Here is a 19,536-nt window from a genome sequence, read left to right on the forward strand (position 1 = left end):
ATTCGGTCGCTGGTCAGCACGGCATCTCGGCATTTTTGCGCGCGTAATACCACCAGGTCACGACGATGCACAGCACATAGAAGACGGCGAACAGCCACAGCGCCAGTTCCGGCCCGCCAGTGGCAGCGATTGAGCTGCCGTAGCTCTTGGGAATGAAGAAGCCGCCGTAGGCGCCCAGCGCGCCGGCAAAGCCCAGGGCGGCAGCGCCCTCGGTGTTGCCTTCCTTGATGGCGGCGGCGCGTGCGGCCTCGTCGGCATCCGGCGCCTCGCGCAGCTTCAGCTTCAGGAAGATCGCCGGGATCATGCTGAAGGTGGAGCCGTTGCCGATGCCGGTGGTGAAGAACAGCACCAGGAACATGATGAAGAAGCCGGCAAAGCTGCCCTCGGCGGGGCCGAAGGGCATGATGTGGCCGCCCGTGCCCTTGGGCAGGAAATACAGCACGCCGACCACGCCCAGCGCCATGGCCAGGAAGTTCCACAGCGTGACGCTGGCGCCGCTGAACTTGTCCGACAGCCAGCCGCCGAAGGGCCGCACGACGGCGCCCACCAGCGGCCCCAGCCAGGCATAGGCCAGCGGGTTGACGCTGGGGAACTGGCTCTTGATGAGCAGCGGAAAGCCGGCGGCAAAGCCGATGAACGAGCCGAAGGTGCCCAGGTACAGCAGGCACATGATCCAGTTGTGCTTGCGCCTGAAGATGGCCGCCTGCGCGGCAAAGCTGGCGCGGGCATCGGCGATGTCGTGCATACCGAACCAGGCGGCGATCGACACCACGGCGATCCACGGCACCCAGATGAAGGCGGCGTTCTGCGCCCACACCAGCTGCTGCGTGCCGTTGCGCATCATGCTCTGCGGCTCGCCGCCAAAGATGCCGAAGATGCCCAGGGTGATGACCAGCGGGCTGAGGAACTGCACCACCGACACGCCCAGGTTCCCGAGGCCGGCGTTCACGCCCAGCGCCGAGCCCTTGCGCTCCTTCGGAAAGAAGAAGCTGATGTTGGCCATGCTGGAGCTGAAGTTGCCCCCGCCCAGGCCGCACAGCAGCGCCAGGATCAGCATGGTCGGATAGCTGGTGCTGGTGTCCTGCACCGCCATGCCGATGCCGATGGCCGGAATGAGCAGCGACGCCGTGGACAGCGCCGTCCAGCGCCGCCCGCCGAAGATCGGCACCATGAACGAGTAGAAGATGCGCAGCGTGGCGCCCGACAGCGCTGGCGCCGCCGCCAGCCAGAACAGCTGGTTGGTCGAGTACTTGAAGCCCAGGTTGGGCAGATTCACGGCGACCACGCTCCAGACCTGCCAGATAGCAAAGGCCACGAACAGCGCGGGCACCGATATCCACAGGTTGAGCTTGGCCACGGCCTCGCCCTCGCGCGCCCAGAAGTTCTTGTCCTCGGGCGTCCAGATGGTCAGCAGCCGGCCCTTGCGCGAACTGCCGGACGGTGCGTTGGGGATGGAAGACATGCAAAGGTCTCCGTTGAGGGGCAGGGGGTCAGCGCGACGCAGCGGCGCCAGCAGCGCCGTGCGGGGCCATGAGATCGGTGCGGCGCACCTCGGTCCAGTACATCCAGATCAGCGAGACCCAGACCACGCCATACATCAGCATGAAGGCGCTGGAGCGGATGCCCGTCCAGTCCATCAGCAGGCCGAACAGGATGGGCAGAATGAAGCCGCCCAGGCCGCCGGCCAGGCCCACGATGCCGCTGATGGCGCCGATGTTGCCGGGGTAGTCGTCGCTGATGTACTTGAAGACACTGGCCTTGCCGAAGGCCCAGGCGATGCCCAGGATGAACATCAGGCCGGTGAAGACATAGACGTTCAGGCCGATATGCAGCGTCATGGGGCCGTTGACGGTCTGGATGGTGAAGTCGGTCTGCGGGTACGACAGCAGGAACAGGCAGATCCAGCTGACCCACATGACCCACCAGGTCACGCTGTGCGCGCCGTATTTGTCGCTGAGCACCCCGCCGATGGCGCGCAGCACGCCGCCGGGCAGCGAGAAGCACGCCGCCAGCAGCGCGGCCACGCGGATATCGAGGCCGTACTCGCCCACGTAGTACTGCACCATCCACAGGGCCAGGGCCACGTAGCCGCCGAAGACGATGCTGTAGTACTGACAGTACTTGAGCACGCGCGGGTCTTTCAGGGCCTTGAGTTGCTGCGTGAACGACACGTTGCTCGCCACCAGGTGCGCCGGGTCGCTGGCGCTGAAGATCCAGAACAGCACCAGCACGCCCAGCATGATGGCGGCATAGACGTGCGGCACGGCCTGCCAGCCGAAGGCCACCAGGATGACCGGGGCGACGAACTTGTTCACCGCCGCGCCCGAGTTGCCAGCGCCATACACACCCATGGCCATGCCCTGGCGGTTCTTGGGGAACCAGCGCGCCACATACGGCGTGCCCACCGAGAACGCGCCTCCGGCCAGGCCGACGAACAGCCCGATCACCAGGAAATGCCAGTACTCGGTGGCATAGCCCATGACCCAGATGGCCGGCACGGTGATGGCCAGCAGCACCGTCATGACGATGCGCCCGCCGTATTTGTCCGTCCAGATGCCCAGCGGCACGCGGATCAGCGAGCCGGTGAGCACCGGCATGGCGGTGAGCAGGCCGAACTGGGTGGACGACAGGTTCAGCATCTTCTTGATCGGGATGCCGATGACGCCGAACATCATCCAGACCATGAAGCACGCGGTGAAGGCCAGGGTGCTGACGATGAGCACCGACCAGGCGCGGGCGTTGCGGCGGGTATCGACTGCCGCTGTCTGTGACGGGGTAGCCATTGCAGGTTTTCCGGTTGTGTGATGCCCGCAATGGTCATCGCAACCGGGCGGCGCGCCCATCCTTCCGTGGCACGGGCCGGGCGCGGCAAAAGAACGATGGCCGCCCGTGAAAGACCTACTCCCAAAGAACTATGGCACAGCCAGATTCAAGATGAAATCAGGCCCAAACCCTTGTAGGGCAAGCGCTGATAGCTATCATTTTTTGAAACTGCGCATTTGGCGTGCGATGCACAACGACGACGCACGCGCTCGCAGGCGCACGCAAGGCCTGGGCGCCCCGGCCCCTCGAAGGGGGCGCGGCCTTGGGATGTCCAGCAGTTCAGGCGCTCAGTGCCAGCGCCGGCGCCTGTCCGGGCAGCCGGAATATCGACACCACGCCCACCAGTTCGTCGGACTGCTGGCGCAGGCTCTCTGCCGCCGCCGCCATCTGCTCGACCAGGGCGGCGTTTTGCTGCGTCGCCTGATCCATGTTGCCCACCGCCTCGCCCACCTGGGCCACGCCGGTGCTTTGCTCGCGGCTGGCGTGGCTGATGTCGGCAATCAGCTGCGTGACCTTGCGGATCTCGGCGATCGCCTGCTCCATGGTCTCGCCGGCGCGGCTGGCACGGGCGTTGCCCTGCTGGATCTCGGCCACGCTGGCGGCGATGAGCTGGTCGATCTCCTTGGCCGCCTGGGCGCTGCGCTGCGCCAGACTGCGCACCTCGCCGGCGACTACAGCAAAGCCGCGGCCATGCTCGCCGGCGCGCGCGGCCTCCACGGCGGCGTTGAGCGCCAGGATGTTGGTCTGGAAGGCGATGCCGTCGATCACGCTGGTGATGTCGGCAATTTTCTTGCTGCTGGCGGCAATGCCCTGCATGGTCTGCACCACGGCGCGCACCGCATCGCCACCCTCGGTGACCACGCGCTGGGCCGCGCCGGTCAGCTGCTCGGCCGTGCGCGCGTGCTCGGCGTTGTGCGCCACCGTGCTGCCCAGCTCCTCCATGGCGGCAGCCGTTTCCTGCAGGGCGCTGGCGGCGCTCTCGGTGCGGCTGGCCAGATCCTGGTTGCCGTGGGCGATCTCGGCGCTGGCCGTGGCCACGCTGTCGGCGCGCGCATGTACCGTGCGCACCACCTGCTGCAGGCCGGCGACGGTCTTGTTCATGTCGTCGAGCAGATGGCCGATCTCATCGGCGCGCTGGTGCTCGATGCGCCCGGTCAGGTCGCCCTGGGCGATGGCCCCGGCCAGATCGCTGGCCTGGCGCAGCGGACGCACCACCATGCGCCGGATCAGCAGCCACCAGACACCGGCCAGCACGGCCACCGCCGCCAGCCCCAGGGCGGCAAAGATGGCCAGCAGGCGCAGCGCATCGGCCACGAAGACATCCTTGTAGGCGCTGGAGGCATAGACCCAGTTCCAGGGCGCATAGTGGCCGAACACGGCCAGCTTGTCGCGGGTGCTGGTAGCGCCAGGATCCAGCCACTCGTACTCGATCACGCCCTGCTTGCGCTCCAGCATCTGGCGCACGAAGGCCGGCCCCTCGCTGCCGTCCTCCAGGCGCACCAGGTTCTTGCCCTCCTGGCTGGGGTGGGCCGCCAGGGTGCCGTAGAACTCGCCCGGGTCGGCGCGCAGCACGAAGTAGTAGCCGCCCTCGCCGCCCACCTGGAGCTCGCGGATCGAGGCCTTGAGCTGGTTCAGCAGGGCCGAGAAATCCTGCCCGACAAACGTCGCCCCGACGACGGCGCCCTGCCCATCCTTGACCGGGCGGTAGTGCGTCATGTACTGCTTGCCGAACATGGTGGCGATGCCGGTGTAGCGCTCGCCAGCGCGCAGTGCCGCCAGTGCCGGGTGGCCGGCTTCGAGCGGCATACCCTGCACTGGCCGGCCCTGCCCGTCGCGCAGCGACGAAACCGCACGCACGAAATCGTCGCCCTGGCGCACCAGCAGCGTGGCCACGGCACCCGTGGTGCGCGTGAAGCGCTCCAGCCGCTCGCTGTCGCCACCGGGCGCCGCATCGCCCGGCGACTGCCGTGGCTGAGACGGCTCTGCGCTCTCTGCGTCCTGTGCCCCCTGTGCGCCGTCCTGGGATGCCGGGCCGCTGGCCAGCGTCGCCTCCAGGCTGTCGGCCAGGAAGCCAATGCGCTGGCGCAGATCCTTGTCGCTGGCCTCGATGAAGCGCCCGAGCATGGTGATGCCCTGCTCCATCTGGGCTTGCAATTGCCCGTACATGTTGCGCGTGACGCCCCAGGCAATGCCCCCAATCAGGCAGGCCACGATGGCGCTGACCCAGATGAAATTGGTGAATGCGAGTTTGATGCCCAGGCGCTGACGGCGCCACAGACGCTGACCGATATGCATGCAGGTACCTCAAGGAAACGACAGAAACTGGCCCGCCCTGCCGCCGGCAGTCCGGGTTACATCTGTTCCTTAATGTATCCGCACCTTCATCATGGGAATTGACAGGCATCAAGGCACAGGCCAGACGTCAGCCGCGCCGCCCGCGATCGGAGGCATAGACCGCCGCCTGGACGCGCGAGGACAGGCCCAGCTTGCGCAGGATGTGCTGCACATGGATCTTCACCGTGGTCTCGGCGATGTCCAGGGTACGGGCGATCTCCTTGTTGCTGGCGCCGCGTGCGATCTCGCGCAGCACGTCCTCCTCGCGCGGCGACAGCGGCGCGGCGTCGCCCTGCCCGCTTGCCTCGGGCTCGGCCACGGCAGGCTCGGGCGGCGGCCCCTGGGTCTGGAAGGCAGCCACCAGCTTGCCCATCATCTCCGGGCTGACCACCGGCTCGCCGCGCGCCGCGCGCCGGATGGCCGCGGCCAGCAGCTCGCCATCGATGGTCTTGAGCAGATAGCCCTGGGCGCCGCGCTGCAGCGCCGCCGCCAGGTCGGCGCCGTCCTCGCTCACGGTCAGCATGACGATGCGGCTGGCCGGCGAGGCCTCGCGCAGGCCGGCAATGGCATCCACGCCGCGCACGCCGGGCAGGTGGTTGTCCAGCAAGATGACCTGCGGGCGCAGCTGCGCCAGCAGGCGCAGCGCCTCGGCGGCGTCGCCGGCCTCGCCCACGACGTGCAGTCCGCCCTGCTGGCCCAGCAGCGCCACCAGGCCACGGCGCAAGAGCGTGTGGTCGTCGATCAGGAAGACGGAGATGTCGTCGCCAGGATGGGCGGTCGGGTGGGGTGTGGCGGCGGCAGGCGTCGTCATGGCAGGCTGTCCAGTGAGGGGGCGGGCGCAGCGGCACCGGGGGTTTCGACGAGGTCGGCTGGCGCCAGCTCCAGCACCACGCTGGTGCCGCGCCCTGCCGGCAGGGATTGCACGCTCAGCTCGGCCTGGATGCGTTCGGCGCGCTCGCGCATGATGCCCAGGCCGACGTGCAGCGAGTCCGGCGGCACGGCGGCCGGATCGAAGCCGCAGCCATCGTCGCGCACCTCGAAGCGCCAGCGCGGATGGCGCTGCACGCGCAGCTCGACCCGACGCGCGCCGGCGTGCTTGCGCACGTTGGACAGCGCCTCCTGCACGATGTGCAGCACCTGGATCTGCACGTCCGGCGCCAGGGGCCGGCCCTGGCCGGACATGGCCAGCTGCGTCGGCACGCCGGTCTGGTGCTCGAACTTGGACAGCGTGGCGCGCAGCGCGCCCTCGATGTCCTCGTCCTGCGTGCGCGTGCGAAAGTGCACCAGCAACTCGCGCACGTCGGCATAGCACTCGCGTACGCCGACATCCAGCTCGGCTATTGCCGAGTCGCGCGCCGCGTCGTTGCCGCGCGCCACCGCGCCCTGCAAGAGCTGCACCTGGATCTTCAGGAAGGCCAGCGACTGGGCAATCGAGTCGTGCAGCTCGCGCGCGATCAGGCTGCGCTCGGCGGCCACAGCAGCCTCGCGCTCCAGCGCGCTGACGCGCAGGTTCTCCATCGAGCTGGCCAGGTGCCGCGCCATGCTGGCCAGCAACTCGCGCGTGTCGTCGGCCAGCGCGTAGGGGCGGCGAAAGAACAGCGTCACCTCGCCCATCAGGCGCTGGTGCAGTTGCACCGGCACGCTGATGACGGTCTGGAAGCCCGCCTCGCGGCAGTGCGGCAACTGCATGTCGGTGGCCGGCACGATGGGTATCACGCGCATCCGCGCCGTCGCCTGGGGCTGGCCGCAGCCGCAGGAGCCGGCGATCACGCAGTGCTCGTGCTCGATCATGGCCTGCGGCAGGCCATCGGCGGCCAGCAGCACATAACTCTCATTGGCCTGATCCGACCAGCGCACGGCGGCGCCGTCAGCGGCGGCGACACGCCGCACCTGCTGCACGAAGCCCTGGGTCAGCGCGTCCAGGCTGCCGGCCTCGGCGGCCAGGGCGCTGACCTGGTAGAGCGCAGCCAGGCGCTGGTTGTGCTCCTCGACGCTGGCGGTCTTCTCGCGCACCTTGCGCTCCAGATCCTGGTGCGAGGCCTGCAGCGCGTGCGCCATTCGGTTGAAGCCGGCGGTGAGCTGGCCGAACTCGTCGTCGGCCTCCACGGCCAGGCGTGTGCCCAGCTCGCCGCGTTGCAGCCGTGCCAGCGCCTGCTGCAGCCGCATGACCGGGTTGAGCACCAGCAGATAGCTCAGCGCCATGAAGGTCACGGCGGCGGCGATGGCCAGCGCCACCATCAGCAGCTGGAACAGGTGCAGGCCCGCCGTCCAGCGCGCGATCTGCTCCTCGATGGCCTGCACGAAGGCGTCCAGCTCGGTCACGAAGGTGTCGCCGCGCACCAGCGCCTGCTCGTGCGTCGGCGCCTGGCCGCGCCACTGCGAGCGGATGGCCTGCCACTCCTGCACGATGGCCGCATAGTGCTGACGCGTGGCGTCGCTCCAGGGCACGAACAGCGGGCGCGAGGGGTCGCCCGTGCGCAGCAGCTCCAGGCTGGTGTCAAAGCGCTGGGCGAGCTGGTCGAACTCCTGCGGCGTACCGCTTTGCTGGGCCAGCACCATGCGCAGCATGTTCATGCGCAGCCGCCCAGCCTCGTTGACGGCCGCCGCGCCGCCTTCGAGCTTCCAGGTCACCCACAGGGTGAAGCCAATGGAGGCCAGGGCCACGAGCAAGAAGGCCGTGCCCATGGCCAGCAGCTTGGTCGAGAGCGTGGGGCGATGGCGCATGGCGGCAGTGTAGGCCGCTGGCGCAATCACCTTCCGCCAGCGCCATTTTCACCATGAAATATGCCCTGAAGCCTTGTTGGACAAGCGATGATAGCTACTTAATCAGTAGCAAATCAACCGCAACTGCCCAGCGCGCCGCACTGGGTGCAGTAGTCGCAGCCGTCCTTGCGGATCACGGCGTGGGCGCCGCACTCGAAGCACTTCTTGCCGGCCATGGCCGGCGGCATACCGCTGACGGCGATCGCCGGCTCGTCCAGCGGCAGCAGCTGCTGCTCGGGCTCGGCCAGGCGGCGCGCCAGGATGTTCTGCACGGCATAGGCTACCGCTGCCACCTCCGAGTCATGCCACAGCGGCACCTGCACGCCATCGGCGCGGGTGTGCGTGCCCAGACGCACCGGGCCGCGATCCCAGGCCACTTTGCGCATGTCCGACAGGGCGCGCTCCAGGAAGCCCCCGCGCGCGGCCAGCGACAGCAGCCTCATGCTGGAGGTGATCCACTGCTGCGACTCGCCGCTCTGGCCCACTGGCATGAAGAACTCGATGGCCCGATCGACGGTGCCGCCGCGCCCGTCGGGCACCGGCAGGAAGGACACGATCAGGTACAGGCGCTTGTGGCCTTCCTGCGTCCAGTACTCGATCTTCTCGGCCACGGCCGCCAGGCCGCCGTGCGGCCGGCTCTCGATCACGGTGCGCATGGGATCGACCGGCGCCGCCGGCTCGGCCACCGGCTCGGCAGGCGCTGGCGCCGGCGCAGCAGCCGGCGTGACTTCGAGTACCGCGCCCAGGATGCTGTTGGGCCGATAGGTGGCCAGGCCCTTGAGGCCGGAGTGCCAGGCCTGCAGGTACAGGCCCTTGAAGTCCTCGTAGGGGTAGTCGCCCGGCACGTTGACGGTCTTGGAAATGGCCGTGTCCACGTAGGGCTGGACGGCCTCCATCATGGCTACGTGGTCGGCGGCGCTCATGTCCATGGCGCTGACGAAGTACTCGGGCAACTGCTCAACATTGCCGCCCAGCGTCCGGTACAGGCGCCAGGCGTGGTCTTCCACGGTGTACTCGCTCTTGCTGCCGTCGGCCTCGCGCTTTCTGCGCGTGTACGTCCAGGAAAACGGCGGCTCGATGCCGTTGGAGGCGTTGTCGGCAAAGGCCAGGCTCACGGTGCCGGTGGGCGCGATCGACAGCAGGTGGCTGTTTCTGATGCCGTGCTTGCGGATCTGCTTCTTGAGGTCTTCGGGCAGGCGGCTGGCGAACGTCCCTTCGGCCAGATAGCCCTCGGCGTCGAACTTGGGGAAAGCGCCCTTCTCGCGCGCTAGCTCGACCGAGGCGCGGTAGGCGGCGTCGCGCATCCGGCGGGCGATCTTGACGGCCATGTCGCGCCCGTCCTGGCGGTCGTAGCGCAGTTTCAGCATGGCCAGGGTATTGCCCATGCCGGTGAAGCCCACGCCGATGCGCCGCTTGGCGCTTGACTCGGCCTGCTGCTGCGGCAGCGGCCAGAAGGTCACGTCCAGCACGTTGTCCAGCGCGCGCACCTGCGTGGCCACGGCGGCCTCGAAGGCCTCGAAGTCGAACGCCGCCTCGCCCTGCAGGCCAAACGGGTTGCGCACGAAGCGCGTCAGGATGACCGGCCCCAGGTCGCAGCAGCCGTAGGGCGGCAGCGGCTGCTCGCCGCATTGCCCGGTCACCAGGCCGTTGAAGATGACGGTGTTGTGGTCGTCCTGAGTGGTGTCGAAGACCGCCTCACGCCCGCAGAAATCAATGGCGGCGATGCGGCTGGCAAAGCGCTGGGTCTTGTGCAGCACCTTGTCGGCCACCCACTGGCGATAGCGCTCGGCCTTGTAGTCGAGCAAAAAGCCGACCTCCTGCATGAACTGCTCGCGCGACTGGCCGTCGATGATCAGCTCGTGCTGCGCCTGGCAGGCGTAGTCGGCCCGCCCGCCCCGGCCATCGGGCAGGGCCTTGATGCCCGCCTGGCGGCGCAGGCGCACACGGCTGAAGACGCCGAAATTGCTCAGCAGTACCTGCACGTCCTTGAGCAGCTGCGGCTGGCTGGAGGCCAGGCGCACCGAGCAGCTGCTGCCATTGCTGCAGACGTTCACCGTGCCGTCGGTCTGGAACAGCGCGCGCAGGTAGGCGCGCACGCAGGCCTCGCTGCCCTGCCAGACGACTTCCGGCACGCGCAGCTTGGTCTCGCGCGTGAAGCCCCACAGGGCCAGCACGCGCGCCAGCAGCACCGAGCGGATGAAGACCTGGTTGCGCTCGGCCACGGCCACCGGTGCAACGCGGTAGCTGCGCGGCGTGCGCGCGGCCCCGGCGATCATGGTGTTGACCAGCGTGGTCACCCGCTCGGCCAGGGCGCGCTCCTGGTTCCACAGGTTGATGCACACCACTTCCTGGCCTTTGCCACGGTGCGTGAAGTGCCCATCGCCCGTGACCAGGCCCAGCAGCAGGCCCAGGTCTTCGCCGCCCTGGCTGCCGAACTGGCCCTTGCCCGATTGCACCCACAGCTCGTCGCCGACCTGCAGCTCGGACAGCTTGATCTTGCCGCGCTGGGTGTAGAAATCGTGCCAGGCGGTGGCCTTGATCTCGTAGCCGTCTTCGGTCGTGACCTTGAAGACCTCGGCCTGGCGCGCCGTCATGAAGGCCGGCTTGGCCGGGCGCACTTCCACGCCGCGCCCCGGCTGGCCCAGTGCGCGGCGATCGACCGTGGCCTGCAGCGGCGCGCCTGCGTGGTACAGGTCGCCGATGCGCACCAGGCCATGCTGCGTGGCCAGCCGCGTGTCGGCGGTGACGCAGGGGTTGGTCGCCTGGATGTTCTCGGTATAGCGCAGGTTGTTGTCGGTGTTGATCTGGTCGAGAAACAGGATGCCCGGCTCGGCGAAGTCGTAGGCCGACTTCATGATGGTGTCCCACAGTTCGCGCGCGCGCAGCTTGCGATAGACCCACTGGCCGTCGGCGCGCTGGCAGGCGCCCTCGCGGATCAGCTCCTGGCCGGGGGCGGCGGCGTGGATCAGCTCCCAGTCGCCGTCCTGCTCCACGGCCTGCATGAAGGCGTCCGGCACGCCCACGGACACGTTGAAGTTGTTCCAGCGCCCGGGCGTGCGCTTGGCAGTGATGAAGTCCAGCACATCCGGATGATCGATGCGCAGCACGCCCATCTGCGCGCCGCGCCGGGCGCCGGCGCTCTCCACCGTGGAGCAGGACTGGTCGAACACGTTGATGTAGCTGCACGGGCCGGAGGCCATGGACGCCGTGCCCTTGACCAGCGCGCCGCGCGGGCGGATGCGCGAAAAATCGTAGCCCACGCCGCCGCCTCGGCGCATGGTCTCGGCGGCCTCGCGCAGCGCTTCGTAAATGCCGGGGTAGCCGGCGTCATCGACGCCCTGGATGCAGTCGCCCACGGGCTGCACGAAGCAGTTGATGAGCGTGGCCTGGATGTCGGTGCCGGCGGCGCTCATGATGCGCCCGGCGCCAATGGCGCCGGCGCGCAGGTTCTCCAGAAAGCGCTGCTCGAATTTCTGCCGCAGCTCGGGCTTTTCCACCGACGCCAGGGCGCGCGCCACGCGGGCAAACAGATGCTCCTCGCTGCTCTCGCCGTTCTTGAAATATTTCTCGCTCAGCACATCCTGGCTGATGGGCTGGGCGGGCAGGCTGGGGCGAGGCTGGTGGATTCGCGTTGCATGGCGTCGGGTTCTCGGCAGAAAGGAAAGAAAAAGAGGAATGAAGAACGGGGCGCGCCGGCCATCGCGCCAAAGCGGCGATAGCCGGGCCGTGGAGGGCGGGCCGGGCCAGGGGTTGTACACCCGGGGAGCGGCCCGGCGCCCGGGCAGGTGTGCCAGCTTGTGTCCCGGGGCTGTCCGGGCTGTGATTTCCATAGCGCCGGCTCGGCACCCCATGCGGGCAGCGCGGGGTTTGCGGTCGGCGCCGGCGGTTGCTGGCGCACAGTCGCGCAAAATCCACAAAGTCCCTGCTGGGGTATCCGTCATTGCCTTGCCACGGCGGTGCAGTCTTTGGCAGGGCCGTGCAGGCCGCTCGGGATCGACAGGGGCGGGGCCAGGGCCGAAAACACCGGCAGGCCGGACGCGCCGGCGCGCAGCGCGCCATTTTCGCAAATGCGCCCGAGCCTTTCAGCGCCGGCTGTCGATGCCCCCAGCAGCGCCAGCGCCCGGCTCCAGGCTGGCACGCAGCAGGGCTGCGAATTCATCGGCGGGCAGGGGGCGGCTGCACAGATAGCCCTGGTAAAGATCGCAGCCGCGTTCGCGCAGGAAGTCCAGCTGCGCCGGCGTCTCCACCCCTTCGGCCACCACCTGCAGGCCCAGGCTGTGGCCCATGGCGATGATGGCGGCGCTGATGGCCATGTCGTCGCCGCTGGCCGGCACGTCGCGGGTGAAGCTCTGGTCGATCTTGAGCACGTCGATGGGAAAGCGCTTGAGCTGCGCCAGCGACGAGTAGCCGGTGCCGAAGTCGTCCACCGCGATGGTCACGCCCAGCTCATGCAGGCGCAGCAGCGTCTGGCGGGCCTCCTCGGGGCGCTCGGCCAGCACGCTCTCGGTCAGCTCCAGCTCCAGGTTGCGCGCGGAAAAGCCGCTGGCCGCCAGCGCCTGGGCGGCGCTGCCAGCCACGTCGTTGACCTGGAACTGGCGCGGCGAGACGTTCACCGCGATGCGCAGCCGGGGCAGGCCGGCATCCTGCCAGCTGCGCCCCTGGCGGCAGGCCTCGCGCAACACCCAGTCGCCCAGGGCGCCGATCACGCCCGAGCTTTCGGCCACCGGGATGAAGCGCGCCGGCGAAATCATGCCCTCCTCGGGGTCGAACCAGCGCACCAGCGCCTCGGCGCCGACGATGCGCCCGCTGGCCACGTCCACCTGCGGCTGGTAGTACAGCTGCAACTGCTGGCGCGCCAGGGCCAGGCGCAGGCGCGCCTCGATGCGCAGGCGCTCGCGCGCGTCCTGCGTCATCTGCTCGGAGAAAAAGCAATACGCCCCGCGCCCGCGCGCCTTGGCGCCATAGACGGCGGCGTGCGCGCCCTGCAGCAGGTGCTGGGCGTTGTCGGCGTGCTCCGGGTACAGGCAGATGCCGATGCTCACGCCCACGACCACGGCCACGCCGTCGGGCGTGTGCCAGGGCCGGGCGGCGGCGCCGATCAGGTTGCGCGCCACGGCGGCGGCGCCGTCGGCATGGCGCAGGTGGCGCGCCACCACGGCGATCTCGTCGCCGGCCAGGCGCCCGATCAGGTCGCCCGGGCGCAGCTCGGAGCGCACCTGCTGGGCGATGTGCTGCAGCACCTGATCGCCCACGGTGTGGCCATAGCTGCCATTGACATCCTTGAAGCGATCCAGGTTCAGCAGCAGCACCGCCAGGCGCTCGCCGCTGGCCTGCGCCTGCTGCACCACGCCCTGCAACTGTTCGCCGAACCACAGCCGGTTGGCCAGGCCCGTCAGCGGGTCGCAGTGGGCCAGGAATTCCAGGCGCTCCTGCTGCTGCTTTTCCTCGGAAATATCGGTAAACATGCACACGTAGTGCGTGACCTCGCCCTGGCCGTCGCGCACCTCCGACAGCGACATGCGCTCCGGGAAGATCTCGCCGTTTTTGCGCCGGTTCCAGATCTCGCCCTGCCAGTGGCCGGTGCGCTGCATGGCGTCCCACATGAGCTGGTAGAACTCCTTGCCGTGGCGCCCGGATTTGAACAGCCGCGGCGTGTGGCCCTGCAGCTCCTGCTCGGTGTAGCCCATCAGCCGCGTGAAGGCGGCGTTCACCGACAGGATCTGCATCTGCGCGTCGGTCACCACCACGCCCTCGATGGTGTTGTCCACCACCGTGGCCGCCAGGCGCTGGCGCTCCTCGGCAGCGCGCCGGGCGCTCAGATCGGTCAGGATGCCCGAGAAGCGCTCGGGCTGCCCGTCGGCATCCAGATGGCGCTGGCCGCGCGCGTGGAACCAGCGCCATTCGCCGCTGCCGTGCTGCAGCCGCGCCGTCACCTCGAAGGCCTCGCCGGTGGCGATGGCCTGCTCCACGGCAGCGCGCACGCGCTCCAGGTCGTCCGGATGCAGGCGCTGCAGCAGCAGCAGGTGGCCTGGCTCGGGCTGTGGGCCGGCGAGGCCCAGCAGGCGCAGCAATCCGGGCGAGTAGGTCGAGCGCTGCTGCAGCAGATCCCAGTCCCACAGGCCGCTGCCGCTGCCCTCCAGCGCCTGGCCCAGCACCCGCTGGCTGTGCGCCAGCGCGGCGCGGGCGGCGCCGATCTCGCCCATGTCCTGCAGCACGCATACCAGATGCTCGGGCATGCCCTCGGCAGCGGGCACCAGGCTGACGTTGCACAGTACTGGCAGCTGCTCGCCGCCGCCGGCGGGCTGGCAGACGCGCTCGCCCTGGTAGCGCTCGATGCGCCCGGCCAGCAGCTCCTCCAGCTGTTGTGCTGACGGAATGCCATCCGGCGGCACCACCAGATCAGAGAACCGGCGCCCGCGCAGCGCGTGCAGCGGCAGCTCCAGCCAGGTACACAGGCGCTCGTTGGCCCACAGGATCTGCAGGCTGTGCGGATCGACCCGGGCGATGCCCGCTGGCGCATGGCGCACGACCTGCGCCAGCTCGTGCGACAGCGCCGAGCGCAGCTGCTCGGCGCGGCGCATACGCACCAGCAGCCACCAGGCCAGCAGTCCCGTCAGCAGCACGAACAGCCAGCCCTTGGCCAGCTGCCAGCGCGCCAGATGAGGGCTGCCTGCCGCCCAGTGGTCGAGCAATGCGTCGCCCACCACCACCCAGACAGTGCCCACGGTGAGGTACAGAAACATGCCCCACAGGGGCGTCATGCGTGATTTTTGCTCCGGGATGTCGAAGTCCATGGCCTGCCAACGTGCTTGGCCCTGCTGCGACAATCCGCCACCATGAGCCAAGCTTACATTCTGACACTCTCTTGCCCCGACCGCCTGGGACTGGTACATGCCGTTTCCGGCTTTTTGCTGGAGCACGGCGCCAACATCGAAGAGGCCGCGCAATACAACGACCACGCCACCGGCCTGTTCTTCATGCGCGTGCAGTTTGCCTGCGATGCCCACGACGCGGCCACGCTGCGCGCGCATCTGGCCGAGTTCGGCGCGCCGCTGCAGATGCGCCTGGGACTGTACACGGTGGGCGAACCCATGAAGACCGTAATCATGGTCAGCCGCGAGGGCCACTGCCTCAACGACCTGCTGTTTCGCGTCAAAAGCGGCCTGCTGCCCATCCAGGTGGCGGCCATCATCAGCAACCACCGCGACTTCTACCAGCTCGCGGCCAGCTACAACATCCCGTTCCACCACATTCCGGTCACGGCTGCCACCAAGCCCCAGGCCGAGGCGCGGCAGTACGAGATCATCCAGGCCGAGGGCGCCGAGCTGGTCGTGCTGGCGCGCTACATGCAGGTGCTGTCGGACGATCTGTGCCAGAAGCTGGCCGGGCGTGCCATCAACATCCACCACAGCTTCCTGCCCAGCTTCAAGGGTGCCAAGCCGTACTACCAGGCGCACGAGCGCGGCGTCAAGCTGATCGGCGCCACCGCCCACTACGTCACCGCTGACCTGGACGAAGGCCCCATCATCGAGCAGGACGTGGCCCGCGCCGACCACACCGACACTGTGGAAGACCTGACGGCGCGCGGCCGCGACACCGAAAGCCTGGTGCTGGCGCGCGCCGTCAAGTGGCACAGCGAGCACCGCGTGCTGCCCAACGGGCACAAGACCGTGGTCTTTCGCTGAAGCCCGCCGCGCCGCCATCCGCCATGACCATCCCCGAAGGCGCCAGCCTGCGGCGCATTCCGCCCATCCAGTGCCTGCTGACCTTCGAGGCGCTGGCGCGCCTGCGCAGCGTGACGCAGACCGCCGACGAGCTGTGCGTCACGCCCAGTGCGGTGAGCCACCGCGTCAAGCAGCTCGAACAGATCCTGGGCACGCGGCTGTTCGGCCGCTCGGATTTCTCGCTGACCACCGACGGCAGCGCCTACCTGGCGCACGTACGCGAGGGGCTCACGGCGCTGCAGCGCTTTCCCGGCATGGCAACCAACCCGGCCAAACGGCGCCTGAAGATCGCCGTGACGCCGACCTTTGCCCGCGCCATCCTGATCCCGCGCCTGCGCCAGTTCACCGAGGCCTACCCCGAGATCGACCTGGCGCTGCAGGTGTCCATTCCGCTGCTGGACGTGGTGGCCGAGGACGCCGACCTGGTGGTGCGCTTCGGCCCCGGCCACTACGCCGACATGGAGCACATCGAACTGGCGCGCGACATCGTCACGCCCCTGGCCTCGCCGGCCTTCGTGCGCGAGCACGGCCCCTTCGAGCGGCCCGAAGACCTGGCCGAAGTGCCGCTGCTCAGAAGCCCGCTGGAGCCTTGGCGCAGCTGGTTCGACGCCTGCGCGCTGGACTGGCCGGCGCCCGCCGAAGGCTCGCAATTCAACGACGTGGGCCTGATGTGCGACGCCGCTGCTGCCGGCATGGGCGTGGCCCTGGTGCGCCTGAAGTTGGGCGCGCCCTGGCTGGATCAGGGCCTGCTGGTGCGCCTGTTCGACATCGACGCACCCAGCCCGCACGCCCACTACCTGTGCTGGCGCACCGGCACCATGGATCGCTGGGAATGCGCGGCCTTTGCCGAATGGCTGCGCCGCGCCATGCACTGAAGCCAATATATTTTGGTCAAATCGGCCTCAAACCCTTTACTGTCAAACGTTGAAAGCTATCAATAAGTGAGTTTCAGGCGCAGCGTTTTCACACATCGCTGCAAGAAAGCTCAACCCCGTGGCCCCGGCACTGGCCTACAGTTGCCGCCATGACTGCGCCCTCCAGCCCCGGCTTCAGCCCCGTCCCCACCCCCAGCCCCGCCGAGCGCGCCCGGCGCCAGAACGAGGTCGTCCAGGCCTTGTCCGCCTGCCTGCCCCGGCACGCCCTGCTGTGGCAGGCCGAGGACACCACGCCCTATGAATGCGACGGCCTGACGGCCTACCGCCAGCGCCCGCTGGTGGTCTGCCTGCCCGAGACCGAGAGCGAAGTGCAGGCCGTACTGCAGACCTGCCACCGCCTGCAGGTGCCGGTGGTGGCGCGCGGCGCCGGCACCGGGCTGTCGGGCGGCGCCATGCCGCACCCGCTGGGCGTGACGCTGTCGCTGGCGCGCTTCAACCGCATCCTGGAGGTCAACCCGGTCAGCCGCACGGCGCGCGTGCAGTGCGGCGTGCGCAACCTGGCCATCAGCGAGGCGGCCGCGCCGCACGGCCTGTACTACGCGCCCGACCCGAGCAGCCAGATCGCCTGCACCATCGGCGGCAACGTGGCCGAGAACTCCGGCGGCGTGCATTGCCTGAAATACGGCCTGACGCTGCACAACGTGCTTGCCGTGCGCGGCTACGGCGCCGACGGCACGCCGGTGACCTTCGGAGCCGAGGCGCTGGACGCCCCCGGGCTGGACTTGCTGGCCGCCGTGATCGGCAGCGAAGGAATGCTGGCCGTGGCGCTGGAGATCACCGTCCGGCTGATCCCGCACCCGCAGCTGGCGCGCTGCATCATGGCCAGCTTCGACGACGTGCGCAAAGCCGGCGACGCCGTGGCTGCGGTGATTGCCGCCGGCATCATCCCGGCAGGGCTGGAGATGATGGACAGGCCCATGACCGCAGCGGTGGAGGATTTCGTCCACGCCGGCTACGACCTGAGCGCCGCCGCCATCTTGCTGTGCGAGAGCGACGGCACGCCCGAGGAGGTCGAGGAGGAAATCGCCCGCATGAGCGCCGTGCTGACCGCTGCCGGCGCCACCGCCATTGCCGTGAGCGGCAGCGAGGACGAGCGCGCGCGCTTTTGGAGCGGGCGCAAGAACGCCTTCCCGGCCAGCGGGCGCATCAGCCCGGACTACATGTGCATGGACTCGACCATCCCGAGAAAGCGCCTGGCCGACATCCTGCTGGCCATCGCCGAGATGGAGAAGAAATACCGCCTGCGCTGCGTCAACGTCTTCCACGCCGGCGACGGCAATTTGCACCCTTTGATCCTGTTCGACGCCAACGACCCCGACGAGCTGCGCCGCTGCGAGCTGTTCGGCGCCGACATCCTGGAGACCAGCGTGGCCATGGGCGGCACGGTGACCGGCGAGCACGGCGTGGGCGTGGAGAAATTGAACAGCATGTGCGTGCAGTTCACCGCCGAGGAAAACGCCCAGATGCTGGCGCTCAAGGCGGCGTTCGACCCGGCCGAGCTGCTCAACCCCGGCAAGGTGATTCCGACGCTCAACCGCTGTGCCGAGTACGGCAAGATGCTGGTGCGCGCAGGCCGGCTGGCGCACCCGGACTTGCCGCGCTTCTGACCGCCGCCCCGGCAGCTTGCACCACAGCCGGGGGCGCCCTGCGCTGACAGGGCTGCGCGCGCGTCGGCACCAGCATGGGCTTTTCTTTTCCGGCCAGGAGGATTTGCCATGCCCATGCGTTCGTTCATCCGCCCGTTCAGCCATCCGTTCAGCCGCCTGGCCCCGCTGTGCCTGGGCGCCCTGCTGGCCAGCTCCGCCGCCCTGGCGCAGCAGGCGGCAGCCCCCACGGATACCCAGGCCCATCTGCCCGCCCAGCAGACCAGCGGCGCGCTGCGCTACCAGTGCGGCGGCATCGGCACGGACGAGTCCACCGCCATGCGCGCCGCCATGGGGCGCTATCCGCTGTCGCTGCTGTTTGCCCGCGCCGACGGCGCCTATGAAGCCGACGTTGGCGTGCGCATCACCGCCCAGGGCGCCAGCGCGCAGACCATGACCTTCAACGCTGCCGGCCCGGTGTGCCTGCTGCAGCTGCCCGCCGGCAGCTACCGCGTTGAGGTGCAGGGCGCCGGCCAGAGCCACGCCCGCACGGTGCAAGTCGGCGGCGCGCCCAAGACACTGGACTTCCGCTTCTGACCGCTGCGAGTCCGTTCAGCCCGCTGCCGCCGGCAGGATGCTGACCAGCAGCGCGCGCACGCCGTCCCACAGGATTTCCACGCCCACGCACAGCAGCACGAAGGCCATCAGGCGCAGGAAGACGATCTTGCCGGTCTCGCCCAGCATCCGCAGCAGGCGCGGCGCGTAGCGGAAGGTGAGCGTGGCCAGCAGCCCCAGCAGCACGGCTGCCGTCAGGCCGCCGGCCATGTTGGCGATGGTCGTGGGCAGGCTGGTGCGCACGTGCAGGCTGGCACCGATGGCGATCGACACGGCAATCGTGCCCGGCCCGAAGGTCAGCGGGAAGGTGAGCGGGTAGAAGGCGTTGATGCGCGCCTTCTCCTCGCTCAGCGACTGCGCCATGCTGGTCGCGTCCTGGCTGGCCACGCTTTGCGCGTGCAGCATGTTCCAGGCAATGGAGGCCACGATCAGGCCGCCGGCCACGCGCACCACCGGCAGCGAGATGCCGAAGATGTGCAGCACATACGAGCCGATCAGCATGGCCCCCATCAGGAGCACCATGACGTAGCGGCCCACGCGCCGCGCCAGCCACAGGCGGCTGTCCTCGCTGAGTTCGCCCGTGAGGCTGACGAAGATGGGCGCCGTGGCCAGCGGGTTGATGATAGGCAGCACCCCGGCCACCACGAACAGCACGCTCTTGGCGTAGGCGGCAAGCAGGTCGGCGATGGACAGTTCCATGGGCGGGCGATGAACGGAGTGTGATTCAAGAAAGATAGCTGTCAGCGCTTGACTGGCAAG

At 68.9% G+C, this 19,536-nt stretch carries 12 protein-coding genes; 4 read left to right on the forward strand and 8 right to left on the reverse strand.

The genetic code is table 11. The annotated features are described in order from the left end of the window. Positions 1 to 13 precede the first annotated feature (13 nt). From IDM45_RS11915 to IDM45_RS11945, 7 genes are all read right to left on the reverse strand, one after another. On the reverse strand, positions 14 to 1,462 hold the full coding sequence (locus IDM45_RS11915; protein WP_209423033.1) for a NarK family nitrate/nitrite MFS transporter: 1,449 nt from the start codon (positions 1,460 to 1,462) through the stop codon (positions 14 to 16). 28 nt (positions 1,463 to 1,490) lie between these two features. Continuing rightward, entirely contained in the window at positions 1,491 to 2,783 is a 1,293-nt protein-coding gene (locus IDM45_RS11920) for an MFS transporter (protein ID WP_209423034.1), read from the reverse strand. 319 nt (positions 2,784 to 3,102) lie between these two features. Next, positions 3,103 to 5,118: a methyl-accepting chemotaxis protein gene (locus IDM45_RS11925; protein WP_209423035.1), complete on the reverse strand. Its 2,016-nt coding sequence runs from the start codon at positions 5,116 to 5,118 to the stop codon at positions 3,103 to 3,105. 127 nt (positions 5,119 to 5,245) lie between these two features. Then, complete coding sequence (locus IDM45_RS11930; RefSeq protein WP_209423036.1) at positions 5,246 to 5,968, reverse strand: response regulator; 723 nt, start codon at positions 5,966 to 5,968, stop codon at positions 5,246 to 5,248. Further along, positions 5,965 to 7,881, reverse strand: coding sequence for a type IV pili methyl-accepting chemotaxis transducer N-terminal domain-containing protein (locus IDM45_RS11935; protein WP_209423037.1), 1,917 nt, complete (start codon positions 7,879 to 7,881; stop codon positions 5,965 to 5,967). The genes IDM45_RS11930 and IDM45_RS11935 overlap by 4 nt, the downstream gene beginning before the upstream one ends. Positions 7,882 to 7,994: 113 nt before the next feature. After that, the gene (locus tag IDM45_RS11940; protein WP_411828420.1) at positions 7,995 to 11,498 is read right to left on the reverse strand and encodes an LAGLIDADG family homing endonuclease; all 3,504 of its coding nucleotides are present in this window, start codon (positions 11,496 to 11,498) and stop codon (positions 7,995 to 7,997) included. A 504-nt stretch (positions 11,499 to 12,002) separates the two neighbouring features. Next, on the reverse strand, positions 12,003 to 14,714 hold the full coding sequence (locus IDM45_RS11945) for a sensor domain-containing protein (RefSeq protein ID WP_232653966.1): 2,712 nt from the start codon (positions 14,712 to 14,714) through the stop codon (positions 12,003 to 12,005). 42 nt (positions 14,715 to 14,756) lie between these two features. Between IDM45_RS11945 and purU the strand changes: the two genes are divergently transcribed. The 4 genes from purU (at position 14,757) to IDM45_RS11965 (ending at position 18,759) form a co-directional block, all read left to right on the forward strand. Further along, on the forward strand, positions 14,757 to 15,605 hold the full coding sequence (purU, locus tag IDM45_RS11950; protein WP_209423038.1) for a formyltetrahydrofolate deformylase: 849 nt from the start codon (positions 14,757 to 14,759) through the stop codon (positions 15,603 to 15,605). 23 nt (positions 15,606 to 15,628) lie between these two features. Then, positions 15,629 to 16,519 (forward strand): LysR substrate-binding domain-containing protein, encoded by an 891-nt coding sequence (locus IDM45_RS11955; RefSeq protein ID WP_209423039.1) that lies wholly within the window; start codon positions 15,629 to 15,631, stop codon positions 16,517 to 16,519. A 149-nt stretch (positions 16,520 to 16,668) separates the two neighbouring features. Continuing rightward, on the forward strand, positions 16,669 to 18,186 hold the full coding sequence (locus tag IDM45_RS11960; RefSeq protein WP_209423040.1) for an FAD-linked oxidase C-terminal domain-containing protein: 1,518 nt from the start codon (positions 16,669 to 16,671) through the stop codon (positions 18,184 to 18,186). A 114-nt stretch (positions 18,187 to 18,300) separates the two neighbouring features. After that, the gene (locus IDM45_RS11965) at positions 18,301 to 18,759 is read left to right on the forward strand and encodes a peptidase associated/transthyretin-like domain-containing protein (RefSeq protein WP_209424106.1); all 459 of its coding nucleotides are present in this window, start codon (positions 18,301 to 18,303) and stop codon (positions 18,757 to 18,759) included. Positions 18,760 to 18,774: 15 nt separating this feature from the next. On the opposite strand, the gene IDM45_RS11970 is transcribed toward IDM45_RS11965, so the two are convergent. After that, complete coding sequence (locus IDM45_RS11970; protein ID WP_209423041.1) at positions 18,775 to 19,476, reverse strand: MarC family protein; 702 nt, start codon at positions 19,474 to 19,476, stop codon at positions 18,775 to 18,777. Positions 19,477 to 19,536: the final 60 nt, after the last annotated feature.

It is taken from the genome of Melaminivora jejuensis (genome assembly GCF_017811175.1).
In the GTDB taxonomy this organism is placed as follows: domain Bacteria; phylum Pseudomonadota; class Gammaproteobacteria; order Burkholderiales; family Burkholderiaceae_C; genus Melaminivora; species Melaminivora jejuensis.